14 protein-coding genes and 1 riboswitch are annotated in these 16,730 nt (G+C 51.9%); of the genes, 1 reads left to right on the top strand and 13 read right to left on the bottom strand.

The annotated features are described in order from the left end of the window. Nucleotides 1-81: 81 nt before the first annotated feature. A riboswitch (cobalamin riboswitch) is annotated at nucleotides 82-259 on the bottom strand. A gap of 645 nt (nucleotides 260-904) precedes the next feature. From ACGG9R_RS03465 to ACGG9R_RS03455, 3 genes are all read right to left on the bottom strand, one after another. Continuing rightward, nucleotides 905-1,324 (bottom strand): OmpH family outer membrane protein, encoded by a 420-nt coding sequence (locus tag ACGG9R_RS03465; protein WP_390151492.1) that lies wholly within the window; start codon nucleotides 1,322-1,324, stop codon nucleotides 905-907. A gap of 80 nt (nucleotides 1,325-1,404) precedes the next feature. Next, nucleotides 1,405-2,118, bottom strand: a complete 714-nt coding sequence (locus ACGG9R_RS03460; RefSeq protein WP_390151490.1) for a hypothetical protein — start codon at nucleotides 2,116-2,118, stop codon at nucleotides 1,405-1,407. Next, nucleotides 2,102-2,275 (bottom strand): hypothetical protein, encoded by a 174-nt coding sequence (locus ACGG9R_RS03455; protein WP_390151488.1) that lies wholly within the window; start codon nucleotides 2,273-2,275, stop codon nucleotides 2,102-2,104. The genes ACGG9R_RS03460 and ACGG9R_RS03455 overlap by 17 nt, the downstream gene beginning before the upstream one ends. A gap of 331 nt (nucleotides 2,276-2,606) precedes the next feature. On the opposite strand from ACGG9R_RS03455, the gene ACGG9R_RS03450 reads away from it, so the two are divergent. Continuing rightward, nucleotides 2,607-3,536, top strand: coding sequence for a MerR family transcriptional regulator (locus ACGG9R_RS03450; protein WP_390151485.1), 930 nt, complete (start codon nucleotides 2,607-2,609; stop codon nucleotides 3,534-3,536). A gap of 88 nt (nucleotides 3,537-3,624) precedes the next feature. On the opposite strand, the gene ACGG9R_RS03445 is transcribed toward ACGG9R_RS03450, so the two are convergent. The 10 genes from ACGG9R_RS03445 to ACGG9R_RS03400 form a co-directional block, all read right to left on the bottom strand. After that, on the bottom strand, nucleotides 3,625-5,025 hold the full coding sequence (locus ACGG9R_RS03445) for a YfcC family protein (RefSeq protein WP_390151483.1): 1,401 nt from the start codon (nucleotides 5,023-5,025) through the stop codon (nucleotides 3,625-3,627). Nucleotides 5,026-5,603: 578 nt separating this feature from the next. Next, nucleotides 5,604-6,782, bottom strand: coding sequence for a M20 family metallopeptidase (locus ACGG9R_RS03440; RefSeq protein ID WP_390151480.1), 1,179 nt, complete (start codon nucleotides 6,780-6,782; stop codon nucleotides 5,604-5,606). A gap of 345 nt (nucleotides 6,783-7,127) precedes the next feature. Further along, the gene (locus ACGG9R_RS03435; protein WP_390151477.1) at nucleotides 7,128-8,909 is read right to left on the bottom strand and encodes an adenine deaminase C-terminal domain-containing protein; all 1,782 of its coding nucleotides are present in this window, start codon (nucleotides 8,907-8,909) and stop codon (nucleotides 7,128-7,130) included. A 121-nt stretch (nucleotides 8,910-9,030) separates the two neighbouring features. After that, nucleotides 9,031-10,368 (bottom strand): NCS2 family permease, encoded by a 1,338-nt coding sequence (locus ACGG9R_RS03430; protein ID WP_390151474.1) that lies wholly within the window; start codon nucleotides 10,366-10,368, stop codon nucleotides 9,031-9,033. A 186-nt stretch (nucleotides 10,369-10,554) separates the two neighbouring features. Further along, nucleotides 10,555-11,571 carry an adenosine deaminase gene (locus ACGG9R_RS03425; RefSeq protein WP_022105334.1) on the bottom strand — a complete coding sequence of 339 codons (1,017 nt, stop codon included), beginning with the start codon at nucleotides 11,569-11,571 and terminating at the stop codon, nucleotides 10,555-10,557. Nucleotides 11,572-12,054: 483 nt separating this feature from the next. Continuing rightward, on the bottom strand, nucleotides 12,055-12,390 hold the full coding sequence (locus ACGG9R_RS03420; protein WP_390151470.1) for a thioredoxin family protein: 336 nt from the start codon (nucleotides 12,388-12,390) through the stop codon (nucleotides 12,055-12,057). A gap of 73 nt (nucleotides 12,391-12,463) precedes the next feature. Continuing rightward, nucleotides 12,464-13,876, bottom strand: a complete 1,413-nt coding sequence (locus ACGG9R_RS03415) for an Rne/Rng family ribonuclease (RefSeq protein WP_390151467.1) — start codon at nucleotides 13,874-13,876, stop codon at nucleotides 12,464-12,466. Further along, a complete protein-coding gene (locus ACGG9R_RS03410) occupies nucleotides 13,873-14,601 on the bottom strand; it encodes a TIGR03936 family radical SAM-associated protein (RefSeq protein WP_390151464.1) in 729 nt (242 codons plus the stop codon). Before ACGG9R_RS03410 ends, ACGG9R_RS03415 begins: the two co-directional genes overlap by 4 nt. 289 nt (nucleotides 14,602-14,890) lie before the next feature. Continuing rightward, the gene (nth, locus tag ACGG9R_RS03405; protein WP_390151461.1) at nucleotides 14,891-15,532 is read right to left on the bottom strand and encodes an endonuclease III; all 642 of its coding nucleotides are present in this window, start codon (nucleotides 15,530-15,532) and stop codon (nucleotides 14,891-14,893) included. A 148-nt stretch (nucleotides 15,533-15,680) separates the two neighbouring features. After that, nucleotides 15,681-16,589, bottom strand: a complete 909-nt coding sequence (locus ACGG9R_RS03400) for an NAD(P)/FAD-dependent oxidoreductase (RefSeq protein WP_390151458.1) — start codon at nucleotides 16,587-16,589, stop codon at nucleotides 15,681-15,683. Between the last annotated feature and the right edge of the window lie 141 nt (nucleotides 16,590-16,730).

The raw sequence follows: 16,730 nt of genomic DNA, 5'->3' as shown, positions 1-16,730 counted from the left end.
CACACTAAAAAGTAGCAAAAGATATCCAACCCATACCTCGCAGGTCTTTGCACATAAAAGCAAGATTTATCGCTTACTCTTATAGGATATAAGAAATTTCATGGCACTCCGACTGAGTTCCTCAAAGAAGCAGCTCTTTGTGAGAGACGTAACACTGCTTCTTTTCCCCATACGGTTGCAGGACAGCTCTGGATTCTCACCAGTATTCCCCATTCGTTTCCCTTTATGATTTACATGCATGATACTCTGTATGATAGTCATACGGTCAAGAAATATTTTTGAAATTTTATAAATTCCTTAAAGAAGTATCTTAGAATCCTTCAATTTCAAGATACTTCTTTAAGGAAGCACTGATTCAATCAGATTATCCTACATGAAAAGCCCCCTACAGATGTCAGGCTGACATCTGTAGGGGCTTTTTCAAGAAAAAAGAGAGAGGAGAAAAAGGAGTGATATGTAGAGGGGAAAGCTCTACATAGGGGACGAGGCAGGAAACACTTGGGAGGGGAAAATCACAAGTGCTCTCCCTGCATCGCCCCGAAAACTGCGTAAGCTTTAAACGGTTTTCCACGGTACGTGCCGCTCTTTGATTGCGTGCGAAAAAGGTTCAGAAGGTTCTATGGGTTCAGAAGGTTCAACAGGAGTGGTCCGGCGCATAAAATAGAAAAGCGCCGCAGAGTATAGATGGTGGAGAAGCCATGAGCTGGCATTTCACTCACCAGTCACCCATTCTTGCTTTTAAGCTTACATATTGCGGGGCCAACCTCCGGCGCTTCGCGCCACCTCCTTCCAGAGGAAGGAGGGAAAAGCGGCTTTCGTGCGTCACGTCCAAGGAGCCTACCGAACCTGCTGACCTGCTATGAGGTCATACCACAAAGCGGTATTGCCTGCACTGTCTGCCGCCTTATTTCATATTCGCTTTCACATCTTCGGTGAGGTCAGCGGAGATGGTGCCGTAGATGATGCCGCCCGGGACGACGACGGTGTCGATCTTCTTGGCTTTGGCTGCTTTTTCTACAGCGGCCTTGAAGTTGTCCTGGATCGGTTTCATGACTTCATTTTCCTTCTGGGCGAGCTGCTGGTTCAGTTTCTGTTCCAAGGCTTTCTTGTCGGCATCGTTCATGCCTTTGGATTTTTCGTTGTATTCCTTCTGCAGCTTCTGCTGTTCTGCTGCTACGGTCTTTCCTGCTTTCTGGAAAGCGGCGTTGCCGGAGAGGACGACATTCACATTGACGATGCCGGTGGCTGCATCAGCCATCCCCATGGCGCCAAAGGTGCCAGCGAGGAGCATCGCTCCGGCGACGGCGAGTTTTTTCATATTCATAAGAATTACCTTCTTTCTTGGATAACGGATGACAGTTAGCGATCGAAATCAAAAGCTCTATCACCCAATCAGCATGCCTGTTATTTTTCCCAGAGATGTTTCATGATTTCCGGATAGGTCGCAGTGAGGAGGCCCTGGATCTGGTTCAGGATAGCGATGACGAGGGCCGGTTCGAAGTGCGGTACACCAGCCGGGATGCAGCAGGTGAGGAGGACGTTGCCAGCAGCGTCAGCACTGAACTTCAGCATACGGTACTGTTCGTTCAGGTCATTCAGGAAGGAACAGATCTTTTCTCTCTTGTCGCCCTGTGCAAGGCCGGCTGCGACCTGGACCTGGAGCATGGTGTATACGCTGTCGTCTAAGAGGATCATGAAGGGCAGGTTTGTTCCTTCGACCTGAAGGTTGCTGCGGAATGCCTGTGCATGAACGTCATTCTGGAAGTCCTGCAGACCAAATCCGCTGATCTTGTTTTCTTCGAGATATTTCTGGAAAGCGGCTACCTTTTCGGCTGCGACTTTGACTTCGACTGCTTCGGTTTTTTTCTGTTCTGCCATTTTATGTTCTCCTTTGTTTTGTGCCGGTTTGTTCTCCGGATACCAGTATTGATACATATAACCATGTCTTACAAGGGAAACGACTGCCGCGGGGGTTTCCCAGTTCTCCGCCCTGTGTACTTTGAATCGCAGGACGGAAAGCTCTTTCAGGAGAGAGAGATAGGATTTCTTGTTCACGAGGACGACGTTTCCTTTCGCGCCTTCGATACGTGCGATTTCATCCTTAATTTTTTTCATCATTGGCTCTCCTTTTCACAAAGAGGAAGGCAGTAGAAATCAGAAATAGATCAAGGCCTTTGAAAATCCATTCGTTTTCCGCAATAAAAAACTGCGGATCGATTTCTACTTCTGCGTAGACTGAGACTGTGACCAGCACCCAGTCTACGAAAGCAGACACGACTCCCGCAGATTTGCTCTTGGATGTTGGAAACAGGCGGCATCCGACTTGGAAATGAATTTCCTTCACGGCTGGGTCTCAGTTTCGGATTCTCACCGAATTCAGCGCAATAGCCCGTAGGCTCTGCTTCCCTCTTCAGTTGGTTCAAGGGCTTTCACCTCTTGATGCCGTCATTGTAGCACGAAAGGATGCAAATAGCAAGCCCATTCTTAAAATTTACCCATTCCCCTCTCATGTCAGGGAAATCAATCTTTATTTTCATATCATCGACTATTGTGTTATCATTAAGTATATGAATGTCATACGGTAATGAAATCTAAAAGGTGAGTGCATGAGCGATAAAAAAGAGTATTATACGGCTGGCGAGCTGGCCAAGCTCTTCGGGATTCCGAAGCAGACGATGTTTTACTACGATAAGATGGGGCTGCTTACGCCAGAATTTGTGGCTAAAAACGGATATCGTTACTATGCGATGCCGCAGTATCTGACACTGGAGATCATATTATTCCTGAGAAAACTGGATATCTCTGTCCCTCACATCAAGGAGTTTCTGGAGCATCGCTCGCGTGATAAGATCCTCGGCATTCTGAAGGAGCGGGAATCGCTGTGTAAACAAACTCTGTCGGAGACTCAGCAGCTTCTCGCTGCCATTTCCTGCTACCGAAAAACACTGGAATCCAGTCAGCATATGGAACTCAATCGAGTGCTCCTGCAATGTTATCCGGACTGCCGCATGTATTTGACACCAATCCCAGAAGTGCACCGCGGAGGGTTCGATGCCATCGCGATACGCGCCCAGCATGTGCATGAAGCCTTCGCCCATTCCTTCTGCAAGGACCACCCGACGGGCTGGGTCATCCGTGAGGAGGATTTTTTCTCGAAAAATTTCAAGCATTCTTCCGCTATCGTGACACAGTCCGGTGAGGAGGGTTCGCTCCTTGCATGTAATTATATACGTCCCTCAGGGCTGTATTTATCCATTCTGACGAAGGGCGCGTACTTTCTCCACGCAGAAGAGGCTTATGAAAAACTGACGGCTTTCATGAAGATAAATCATCTCGTGCCCGATGGTGATGTCTTTCTCTTCCCCATCATCAGTTACTGGGCGACAAAGGATCCGGATGAATATGTCAATTCGCTCAGTGTAAAGGTCAAAGATTTGCCCCCCCCCGAAATTGAAATAACTCGATATGTAATCATAATAAAATCCCTCTATAGAGCTGTTTCTATAGAGGGATTTTATTATGGTCTCATATTATGACATATGGTTCTTTACTTCATGAGAAAGCAGAAAAACACGTTCTCCCTTGGAGAAGGGGGCTACTCATATTATGAAATTCGTTTCCTGCTCACACCGGCCCCAAGTGAATGGCGGTCGCGTAGGTGAGGAAGCAGAAGGCGACGATCCACCACATACCGATGAGAGGGAGGATGAAGCGCGCCCATTTTTTGTAGGGGACGTTTGCCATGGCGAGGTAGGACATGGTGGCACCGGAGGCCGGGGTAATACAGTTCGTGAAGGCATCGCCGAAGGTGAAGGCGAAGACAGCGGTCTGTCTGGTGAGGCCGACGATGTCAGCGAGCGGTGCCATGATCGGCATGGAGATGGCCGCCTGTCCGGAGCTGGAGGGGACGAGAAGATTGAAGCAGTCTTGGATGATGAACATACCGAAGGCGATAATGGAGGATGGGAAGATGTCAAGCATGCCGGCGAGGTAGTAGATGATGGTATCCATGACCTTGGCATTATCCAAAAGGATGGTGGCTGCCTTACACATCGCAACAGCGAGACAGGGGAGCATCATGCCCTTGCAGCCTTCGAGGAAGGCATCACAGATGTCATTCGGGTGCAGGCGGCAGATGATACCGGAGAGGATGCCCATGATGAGGAAGATCGCAGAGATTTCATTCATATAGAAATCAAATTTCAGCACACCGACGATGATGCAAACGAAGTTCAGACCAAGGAGCCCAAGGCAAATGGCCTGCCGTGTGGAGAGTTTTTCTGCGGTAGAAAGATCGATCTTGTCTCGTTTCAGCAGGTCGATCTCATAGACCGGGCTGCTCTTAGGGTCTTTCTTCACCTTGCGCGCGTGGTACATGACATAAGAAATGTTCAGCACGAGGAGCAAGACAAAGATACCCATACGGTATGGCAGGCCGGAGAAGATCGGAACGCCCGCGATGCCCTGTGCGACGCCGACGGAGAATGGCTGGGTGCATCCGGCACCATAACCGGCTGCGACCGAGCAGAAGAGCATGCCAAGCGCGGTCAAGGAGTCGAAGCCGAGTGCGAGTGCGACGCTCACGACGAGAGGCGTGAAGGCGAGGTATTCCTCGTTGCATCCGGCGAGTGTCGAGAAGGTGGCAAGCGTGGTCATGAGGACGGGGATCAGAAGGACGCTCCGATTCTTCAGCTTTTCAACGAGAGCGCTGAGCCCTGCCACGATGGCACCGGTCTTGGCAAGGATATTGAGAGAGCCGCCCACCATGAAGAGGAAGGCGATGATGCTGATACCGCCCTTGAATCCTTTATTGATAGAAGTGAAGAAATCGAGAAATCCTGTCGGTTTCTGCGCTACATAGTGGAAGGTAGACGGGTCGACGACCATTTTTCCGGTCTGAACGTCCTTGACTCGGTCATAAACGCCCGCGGGGATGATGTAGCTCGCAATGGCGCAGAATACGATGACGCACACCAGTATGATGATCGGGCTGGGTGCTTTGAATGCTTTCACTTGATCTTTCATTAGATATGATTCTCCTGTTGTCTTGGTTTGCTGTGAAACGCAGAGGGGCATGATAGGAAAAAGGGGCAATAGGTTCTGAGGGGAAGGTGCGGCGCATAAAGATTAGAAGCACCGCGGAATATTGAAATAAGCGTAAGACGTCCCCCTGAAGCAGTGATAAAATAGCACACTTAGCGCGCTAACCGTTCTACAAGGAGGAGATGCCGATACGGGTGTAGCTTTATCGCACATGCACTTTCGTTCCGCTTCATTGAGAGGTGCCCCTTTGAGGCACTCTATCCTGCGCCTTTGGCGCGGCCCTTCTCCAAGGGCCTACGCATCTGAGTAATGCTGTTAAGTTAAGGAAATTGTCAGTGCCGTAATGACTTGCTTCCCCTTCGGGGAAAGTGCCGAAGGCAATAGGGGCATGCTAGCGGCCATCGAACAATGCCCAATATACCGTAGTGCTGCCCCCTCAGCCCTCCGGGCAGCTCCCCCGATGGGGAGCCAAGAACGTTCTGCCGCTTAACTTAATAGCATTACGCAGCTGAGAGGGGAGCCTAGACCCTCATCCCCAGTCACTAGTCCCTAGCCACTAGTCACTGATCCCCCGCATACTGATCGATTTCCATGATGGATGCGAGGGCAATGATCCAACGGGAATAGAAGCTCTCGACGGAGGCTTTTTCTTCCATGGTATGTGCGCCGCTGCCTTCTGCACTCATGGAGCAGACGGTGGGCACGCCCATACTGGAGATATAGGAGGCATCCGAACCGCCACCGACGTAGATCGCGCCAAAGGGCTCATAGCCGCAGTCTTTCGCGACGCGATTGATATGAGAGAGCAGCTGATGATTGGCTTTCGTTTCTTCGAAAGGAGGCATAGGCGCGACAAATTCGATCGTTGTTGTAGTGCCTTCGATGAAGGTTTTATCGCAGATCTCCCGCATCTTTTCCTTCACATAGTCCATATGCTTCTGTTTCTTGTAGCGCACATCAAGCTCGGCGTAGCAGTAGTCAGGGACCGCATTCGAGACGGTGCCGCCCTTGATCGTCCCTACGCTGACCGTGAGACCTTCCTCAAAGATGGTGAGTGCCTGAAGGAGCGGCAGCTTCTGGGCCATTTCGACGATGGCGTTTCTGCCTTTTAAATAGTCATTTCCCGCATGGGCTGCGACGCCGCGCACCGTGATGTGGCAGTCAAGGCAGCCCTTACGGCCTACGGTCATGCAGTGATCAAGGCGTCCGCTTTCCATATTGAAGCAGCACAGCGCCCCCTTCGCTTCGTCTTTCAGGATCTGGTCTGCGATACCGCCATAATGGCTCGTCTCTTCATCTCCGACCAAGATGGCTTTGACAGGACGATCACGATAGCCGAAGTGCTTCAGTGCGACCAGAAGGTAGAAGATCTGTGCTACCCCGCATTTCATATCCAGTACGCCGGGGCCTCTGGCAAAGCCGTCTTCGATATGGAAGGGATCCTCCGGATAGCTGCCGGAAGGAAATACAGTGTCGCAATGCCCTGAAAGGAGAAACGGCGCACCGGGGACATCTGCATTGAGCTCCGCCACCAGCACATCCGCACTCCCCTTGCTGTCTACAAGGCGGCAGTCGATGCCCTCTCGTTCAAAATGGTCCTTCAGGAAATGCATGATGCGGTTCACACGGTCCACTTCTTTCGAGCCCGCCTGTCGGTTCACAAGCTGCTCCCAGAAAAGAAGCATTTCCTCTTTGTTTCGATCGACAAATGCATTGATTTCTTCGATAGGTGCTTTCATTTCCGTCCTGCCTTTCTATTTTGAAAATATGGATGCGGTCATATTCAGATTGTATCAGCATGTTTTTTCACCGCTTAAGGATAAACAAATTCATACTACTAAACGAAAGCACCCACGTCAAGAGGAAAGCAAGTACATTTTATTTCTAGGGAAACACTGATGGATACAAGACATTGAAAGAAAACAGAAAGGAATTCACCACGCTGCAAGATCGTCCAGCCGTATCTTTGAACTTCTTCTGGCGGCACCACCGTCTATTCTTAATGAAATCCCAGAATAATGTCTTTCCCTTTTTAAGATTACAAAAAAGCGAAGCCATTTAAGCTTCGCTCTTTTGTATACAAATCAGTTCTCTTTCACTTCGAGGATCGGATCGAAATATCTGAGCTTCGTATAGTCTACGCAGCCGCCGTCAGTGATCGCCAGGTCCGGGATCGCTGTGATTGGAAGGAAGGAGAGGTAGAAGATCGGATCAGGCAGGCTGCTGCCGATTTCCTTCGCGCCTTCCTCGAGCTCGATCTCTTTCTTCGCAAGCTCTTCCGGCGCAAGGTCGGATGCAATGCCTGCGATCGGGAGCGGAAGGAAGGAGATGATCTTGCCATCGATGACGACGACCTGACCACCGCCCTGACCGATCAGGGTATTCGCAGCAAGTGCCATGTCTTCGCGGCTCGCGCCGGCTACGACAAGGTTGTTGTCATCCGGAGATGCCGTGGTCGCGATGGCGCCTTTGTTGAAGGACCAGCCGGAGATGAAGCCTTTGGACATATGGCCGTGGATGCCATAGCGCTCGATGACGGAGACCATGGCGACGTCTTTCTCCGCACTCGGGCATACGATGCCGTCCTTCACTTCCAGTTCGACATCTCTTCTCTTTCTCATGAAGGGACCTACGCTGTGGATGGTCTCGACAAGAGCGGTGCCCTCTTCGATATTCACATGGGTGGCAAAATCATCCGCAGTGAGGAGCGCATGCTTCACGGTATCGGTGAGGGAGGACTGGCGCGCCGGGATTTGGTAATCGAAACGGTTCTCTCCATTTTCGGTGATGAGCTGGCCTTTGCTGATGACGGTCTCGACCTGGAATGTGCCTGGCTGGTCGACGAGGAGGATGTCAGCGTCTTTCCCCGGCGCGATCGAGCCGACGTGATCATCGATCTGATAGGCTTCCGCCGCATTGATGGTGCCCATCTGGATGGCAGTCATCGGTGCGACGCCGGCCTTGATAGCCAGACGGACGATGTGGTCGATGTGACCGTGTGCAAGGATGCCGCGTGCGTGAACGTCATCGGAGCAGAAGCTGGTGTGACGCGCCATGCCCGGGCAGCATTCCGTGATGGCACGGACATTTTCATTCAGGAATTTCGTCACTGCAGATTCACGGATGATGGTATGGATGCCTTTTCTGGCTTTTTCCAGAAATTCTTCATGATCGTAGCTTTCATGATCGACACGGACACCGCTCATGAGATATTCATTGAGATCTTTGCCGCGAGCGAGCGGGCTGCAGCCGAAGATCGGACGGTGACGCTTCTCTGCTTCGACGATGGCATCCAGCGTATCCTGATCCTTGGTCATGACGGCTTCACGGACGAGCTCCCAGATGCCGTAGCAGCGGGAGTCCTGATGATATCTCTCATGGTCTTTCCCTGTGACATTGTACGCGATGGTGGACTTCGGGATGGTGTAGGGCGTCTTGTACGGAAGTGCCCAGAAAACCTTCAATGGGGACGCATCGATCTCTTTGAAAATATCCTCGAGCCCATCGACACCGATGACGGAAATATATTCATCAAGTCCGCTGACGATGCTCGTAGTGCCATGCGGCACGACGGCTTCTGCGAAGCGGGTCATGCTCATCTTGCTGCATTCGACATGGACGTGGCAGTCGATGAGCCCCGGAGCGAGATACTTTCCCTTCGCATCGATGATCTTCGTATGATCATCGACATAATCAGAAATATCCTTCTCTACCGCCGTGATCTTGCCTTTGTAAATGGCAACGTCCGCCTGATAGTATTCACCGGTATTGACATTGATCAGGGTACCGCCCATGACCGCCAGGTCCGCTTTGATGCGGCCAGCGCCGGCGTCAATGTAGGAAGCGAGCAATTCTCTAGTCAGCATATGATTCTCCTTTGTAAAAAACAGGTTCTATAAGTACAGTGGGTTCAGCGGGTTCACGAAAGTAAGGATCCGATCGCTTTCCGCATTTCCTTAGATTCATAGGCCCAGAAGCCAAGCTTCATCAGAATTTCAACATCGTCAGTGTCGCGAGCAGCAAGAGGAAGAGGACGAACATGAGCCAAATGATCCAGTTCAGCTCTTTTCTGCGACCGGCAGCGATCATGACGAGCGGATAGAAAATGAAGCCGAAGGCGATGCCATAGGAAATATTGAAAGTGAGCGGCATGCCGATGACGATCAGGAAGGCCGGGAGCGCGATCTCGAACTCATCCCAGCGGATCTCCTTCAGCGCCGATGCCATAAGGACGCCGACGACAATGAGCGCCGGAGCGGTGACATTCGCTGTGACGACGGCAAGGAGCGGCGAGAAGATCATGCTGACGCCGAAAAGAATCGCGACGACGACAGCGGTAAGACCTGTGCGCGCCCCCATCGCGATGCCGGCAGAAGCCTCGACATACGCTGCCGTCGGGGTCGTCCCCATGACAGCGCCGGCGAGCATGGAGAGAGAGTCTGCCATGAGTGCGCGGCCGATGCGCGGCATCTTGCCATTGTGCATGAAGCCTGCCTGCTGTGCGAGGCCGATGAGTGTGCCTGCGGTATCAAAGAAAGCGACCAGGAAGAAGATGACAACGACCGCCCACATGGTAGGATCCGTCAGGATCGCTCCCATATGCGTCACGCCGACTCCGAAGGTCGGTGCGAGAGACGGTGCCATGGAGATGATGCTGTCCGGCGGTGCGATGACGCCTGTCACAAGGCCGGCGAGCGCGGTGATGACGATGCCATAGAAAATGGAGCCGGGGATTTTTCTCGCCATCAGGAGCGCGGTCACAAGGGTACCGAAGATGGTGAGCCAGGTAGTCGGTACCTTGAAGGAGCCGATGGAAATGATGGACGCCGGATCTGCAATGACGATGCCGCCGCCCTGCAGGCCGACGAAGGAAATGAAGATACCGATGCCGGCTGCCATCGCATATTTCAGATCCTGCGGGATCGCATCAATGATGATCTCACGGATCCTGAAAATGGAAACGACAGTGAACAGGATGGAAGCGATGAAGACCCCTGCCATCGCCTGCTGCCATGGCATCCCCATGGCAAGGACGACGGAGTAGGTGAAGAAAGCATTGTCACCAAGCCCCGGCGCGATGGAGATCGGATAGTTCGCAAGGAATCCCATGAGAAGGCAGCCCAAAATCGCCGAAAGTGCGGTAGCGGTGAAGACCGCCCCTGCGTCCATCCCGGCATCCCCCAGGATCTGGGGATTCACAAATAAAATATAAGCCATTGAGACAAAGGTCGTGAGTCCGGCCAGACATTCTCTCTTGACCGTCGTCTTGTTCTCGGTCAGATGAAACAGTCGATCCAGCAGACCGTGAGATGTAGTATCAGACATTTTGGATGCGTATCCCTCGTTTTAAAAAGCAAAACAGACAATTAGAAAAAACACTGATTAAATCGCAGAGTCTGATCTTATATGTATGCTCATGCAATGCTCCGTCATCATACCATGAAGCAGCCCGCGATTCTCATCCCTTCTTACGGAAGGGTGGGCGGAAAGCTATCCCCCATTCCTCATTTCTTAATGCGTTCTCGCGTATTCTTCGAGCTCAGCGATATAGATCGCTTTCTGCTCTTCGCTGATCCAGCTGGCTTCAAAGGAATTTCTAGCAAGCTGAACGACCTGTTCTTTGGTGAGGTCAAACTGGCGGGCCAGCTCATAGTAGTTCTTGCTGATGTAGCCGCCGAAGTATGCCGGGTCATCCGAATTGATGCAGATCTTCGCCCCCTTTTCGAGGAGCTCTTTGATTTCTGGGCCCTTCATTTCCGGACGAACGAAGGAATTCGACAGCGGGCAGGAGGTGAAGCCGATCTGATGCTTTACGGCATAGTCGACGAGATCCGGATCTTCGACAATGTTCGTGCCGTGATCGATACGTTCTACGCCGATGACTTCCAAAAGGTCACGGATATGCTCGATGGAGTCCTTCTGGTCGATATCCGCATGGGCTGTGAGACGCAGTCCGGCCTTTTCCGCTTCGACGAAGACAGGGAAGAATTTCATCGGAGGATTGTTGTGCTCATCCGAGTCGAGGCCGACACCGATGAACATATCCTTGTACGGCAGGGCTTCTTCGAGCGTCTTTCTGGCAGACTCTCTGGAGAGGTCGCGCAGGAAACACATGATGAGACGAGCATCAATGTTCATCGCACGCGCATCGACCGTCGCACGGTAGAGACCTTTGATGAAAGTTTCAAATGCGATACCGCGGCTGGTGTGTGCCTGCGGGTCGAAGAAAATTTCTACATGACGGACATTCTCTTCCTTCGCATGTTTCAGGTACGCCATCGCGAGATCGTAGAAATCATCTTCCGTCTGAAGCACATTCATCGCCGGATAGTACACAGCGAGGAAGGAAGCCAGATCGTCATACTGATAAGATTTTCTGACTTCTTCAATGGTGGACTGTCCGATATCCACATGGTTCTTCTGGGCAAGTGCGAGCTTCAGCTCCGGTTCCAGACTTCCTTCGATGTGCAGGTGCAGCTCTGCCTTCGGCATACCCTGTACAAATTCCATAGTCACTTCGTTTGCCATGATGATTCCTCCTCAGCAAAAACAGCTTTTGATTGATACCATCAAAAAACCTGCCTCCGCATGAATGAATCATCCGCCGCAAAAGATACTGGCGTTTCAGCTCGCTAAGCTTTCACTTGTCGAGAAATTCACTCATGCAAAGACAGGTCTCTTTGCATGTATCATCTTACGGTGTCATTATAGCATGAAAAGGCAAGGTTTGTATAGAAAAAGGCAAATAAAAAAATACGCTTGAAAATTTCAAGCGTATCCGGTGAAAAGGGCTCACGGGTTCAGCGCCTTCAGCAAGGAAAGCAGCGAAGGCGGCGAGCCACCGTTTCCTAGGGAAACACTGATTAAATCGTTGTCAGATTTCATTCTTGGATTTTTATACAGAGCAAAGAATCATCTGACGCGAATAGCGAGCTATTTAAGGAAGATGATGACGAAGCTATGTATAAAAATCCATATGAAATTCGACTCTGCGATTGAATCAGCGTTTCCCTAGCCCTTATTCTCCATCATCATCGCTTCGAGTTCTTCGAAGAATTTCGCTTTCATGCGATAACCGATGATGCGGCCTTTTTCTTCACCGTCCTTATACAGGATAAAGGTCGGCACGCCGACGAGACCGAAGCCTTCCGCAAGCTCCTCCTGCTCATCGACTTCCATGCGCACCACCCGTATTTTTCCCGCGAAACGCTCTTCCAGTGCCTGCACGGCCGGTGCCATGACCTGGCAAGGGCGGCACCAGGCCGCCCAAAGCCACAGGAGCACATAGCCTTCCCCCTCTGCGACGAGACGGTCCATGTCTGCGGCGGAGTGAATGTCTTCGATCATACCGATTCTTCCTTTCTTTTATAGGATGGTCGATCCCCTAGAAAGGCTGATCCCATCCACAAACCACCAGCCCCTAGTCTCCAGCTCCCAGTATGCTGTATCCTTCTCTCATCATGCTTACATTGTCTTCGATGATGACATCATGATGAACGAGGGACTCAAGGCGCGCCTGCATGTCCGGCGCATGGAGGCGATGCGCCACTTCTTTTTCACAGCGGATGAGGATACCGCTTCGGAAAGGCGCACGGCTTTTCTGCCGCTCCAAGTCCTCTAGGATCTGCTGGGCCACTGATTCTGCCGAAAGGATGCGGCCCTGTCCGTGACAAAGAGGGCATGTCTCATAGTAATTCTGCCAAAGACGATGGACCGTACGTTTTCTTGTCATCTCGACAAGGCCCAGCGAGGTCATGCCGCAGACGACGGTCTTCACGCGGTCTTTCCGCACTTCTTCTTTCAAAAGCTCGACCAGACGGGCTTCCTGCGATTTTCTTTCCATATCGATGAAATCTATGAGAATGATGCCGCCGATCCCACGCAGGCGGATCTGGCGGGCGATCTCTTTCACAGCGGACTGATTCAGAAGAAAAGCCAACTCCCCATGAGGCATATTCCCTTGAAAGGAGCCGGAATTCACATCGATCGCAGTCAGTGCTTCCGTGTAGTCGATGACGAGCGAGCCGCCGGAAGGGAGCGGTACTTCGCGATCGAAGAGTGCTTTCATCTGCTCATCGACATGAGAGGCATGGAAGAGCGGCTCCTTTCCTTCATAGCAGCGGATCTTTTCTGCGGGGAATCCTTCTCCTTCCGCAAGCTGCCTCAAACGCTGAAAGGTCGGCCTGTCATCCGTGATCAGGCTTTCGACGTCCGGCGTCATGTAGTCACGCAGACTTTTCACCGCGAGGTCGCCGTCACGGTAGAGGAGCTTAGGCGCCTTCTCCACCTTGAAGCGACGGCTGACGATCTCTCCGACAGCAGAAAGCGCAGACAGATCGCGCCGAAGCTCTTCCGTCTCCGCCTTTTCTGCCGCGGTGCGCACGATGGCTCCCATACCGGAAGGACATATGTCACGCGCCATAGCTCTGAGCGATGCGCGTTTCTCTTCGCTTCGGATCTTCTTGGAGATCCCGATATAGTTCGTTGCAAGGAGAGCCACCGCATATTTTCCAGCAAAGGAGATCTTCTCCGTCAGGAGCGGACCTTTCGTCTCTGTGCTGTCCTTCTCCACCTGCACAAGGACAGATGCCCCCTCGGTATGCGGCTCTTTGGACAGGATATCTTTCGTGCGGAGGAATCCGTTCTTACCGATACCGATATCGATGAACATCCCATTGATCGAAGGCACGACATTCCGGATGACGCCCTTGTACACACGCCCCACCAGATCCGTTTCCTCTGCTTTTTCGACAGAAATGTCCGAAAGTACGCCCTCATCCAGGACAGCAAGCACCTTTTCCTCTTCCGTCACATGGAGCAGTATCTGTTTCATTTCTTTTTGACCCATGCATCAAAGACACCGGGATCAAAGGGCGTCTTTCTCTCCCCCTCTTCCTTCCGATACGTCCCGGTACGCGAGCAGATGAAGGCATCCGGCGTCCATGGAAGGCCGAAGGACTCGGCAAGCATCTTCCATACATCCTTAGGCTGCACCGTACCTGTATTGCTGCGGATGAGAGAGAAGGTGAGATACGCTCTTTCCCCCTCGATACGGACCTTCATCGGCTCCATGATCATCGGCTTTACATCCATCTCACGGACCTTTTTCGGCGTGACACGCTGGTAGATGAAGGATGGAAGCGCATTGAAACGGGCTATCGCCTCTTTTGCCGCTTCGGCATCCGCCCCCTCCGTCACAGGACCTTCCATTTCATAAGCGTCTTCATTGAAAAAAGCTACGAATTTCGGCCATTCCTGTGCCGCTTCTTCGATGTGGTAAATGGTCATGCCCTTTGGCATCTCGCGCTGCATACGCTCCTTCACTTCTTCGATGGGCATATCCTTTTCAAGTTTGATCTCCATATAGAGCGGATCCGCTGTGACCCCCACGGCCAGCGCCGAGTCAAGGGAAATTTTCATATGTGGATTGAAGCCTTCCGAGAAGGCGATCGGGATCCCTGAACGAACCACCACGCGCTCCATGGTACGCAGGTAGTCCAGATGTCCCAGGAAACGGATCTCTTCCCCTTTGGTAATCGCTAAAAACAGTCTCTTCATGACGTCTCCTCTTTTGCTAATGCGTAGAATGTATCTATGAAATTATACAATATTGGCGCTGACAGGGAAAGGGGAGAAGGGACCCCGCGCATCTCTTGTGCCTTTCCCCACGGATCCCGAATGAAAGCGCTGCTCAAATCAGGAATGAGAAATAAAGCCCGTCACCTAAAAAGGGCGAATCAGTGCGAGGCTTTACACAAAAGGGGACAGGACTTCCCATTGATCCTCTCCCCATACTGAGCCCCACTCATAAAAAAGCGAAATGACCCGAAGATCATTTCGCCCTTCTCTATTTCTTCCCCACCGTGCACGAGGGACAGATATCCTGCAGGAAGCAAGTCTCGCAGGCAGGCTTCCTCGCCGTACACACGCGGCGGCCATGCCAGATGAGCCAGTGGTGTGCAGCGGACCAGTCCTTCTTCGGAATGGCCTTCATGAGCCCCTTCTCCACTTCCAGTGGCGTCGTACCTACCGCCAGTTTCAGCCGGTTCGCCACGCGAAAGACATGCGTATCGACCGCAATGGCAGGATATCCCCACGCGACAGAGCGGACGACATTCGCCGTCTTTCGTCCGACACCGGGCAGCTTCACCAGCTCATCGAAATCCTCAGGCACTTCGCCGCCATAGTTTTCGATCAGCATGTGACACATGCCGAGCAGGTTCTTCGCCTTCGCCTTATAGAGGCCACAGTCCCGGATCTCGTTTTCCAGCTCCTCCTGACGGAGCGCTCCCATCTTCTCTGGACTTGCAAGCCGCGGGAAAATGCGGCCGGTGATGACATTCACCCGCTTATCCGTACACTGCGCTGACAGGATCACCGCCACCAGCAACGTAAAAGGACTGGTGAAATGAAGCATCGTACCATCGTCATGGTATACCTCAGAGAGACGCTTCAGCTGCTCTTCTTTGATCTTTTTCGTAACTCGCATCTGTTCACTTTCTTTCATCATTGACCGGGAATGGGACAAGAATGGCCGGTCACGGAAATTTGATCCATGGTTTCATCTTGTTTAGGAAACGCGGATCCTATCATGATCAGATCAGATCCGCGTTTCCCCAAAAAGCACTGCCCGAAACCTACTGCCTCAACAAGTATTCATGAGCCGAGAGTGCCGCCGCTGCGCCTTCCCCAGCAGCAATGATGACCTGTTTGTAGGGAGAGTCTGTCACGTCCCCTGCTGCAAAGAAGCCTGCTACATTCGTACATCCACCCTTGTCTGTCACGATCTCACCAGCTGCATTTTTTCTGACATCCGCAGGAACGCACTGGTTATTCGGCAAACCTCCCGCCTCGACGAAGACCCCCTGCACCGAGAGCTCTCTTGTCACACCGTCAGCGCGATCCTTCACGACCAGCCCCGTGACTTTCTTCTCGCCTTTCACTTCTTCCGGTGTATACCCCAGAAGGATCTCTACATTGGAAAGCCCCTCAAGGCGACGTGCAATGATCTCCGAAGCACGGATGCGGCTTCGGACCACGAGGTAGACCTTGTTCGCCAGACGTGACAGCTCGATTGCAGCCTGCACCGCACTGTCTCCCCCGCCGACGACTGCCGTGTCTTTCTTTCGATAGAAAGGACCGTCGCAGGTCGCGCAGTAGCTGACGCCACGGCCGGTATATTCCATTTCGCCGGGAATATCGAGTGTGCGGCTGCGTTTTCCTGCCGTCACGATCAGGGTTCTTCCCGTAAGCACCTTGCCATCATCAAGATGCACCAGAAAATGTCCCTCGCTGTCTTTTTCTGTGGAAAGAACGCCGGCAAAGACAAAGTCTACCGGATACTCTTTCGCATGGGCTTCCATCTTGTCTGCCAGCTCAAAGCCAGAAATATGCGGCAGCCCCAGATAGTTCTCGATTTCTCCCGTGAGAAGCATCTGCCCGCCGATGTCCGTCGATACGACCTGTACAGAAAGCTCCTTGCGCGCAGCATAGAGCGCTGCATTCAGGCCCGCCGGGCCTGCTCCGATAATGATCACATCTGTCATAGGTATCCTCCTCTTTCTCCATATCGAAATTTATCATTATATAGATTATAGCGTAAACAAGAAGATTTGGCAAATGAAGGAAAGGTTCAAGGTTAGACCACGGGGCAGCTCGCCCTTTGATTCTGTTTGAAAGCTCTGCTT

It is taken from the genome of Dialister sp. i34-0019-2H8, assembly GCF_042846925.1.
GTDB lineage: Bacteria > Bacillota > Negativicutes > Veillonellales > Dialisteraceae > Dialister.
Note: the sequence above shows the minus strand (reverse complement) of the source record. Positions and strands in the feature narration are given on the sequence as shown.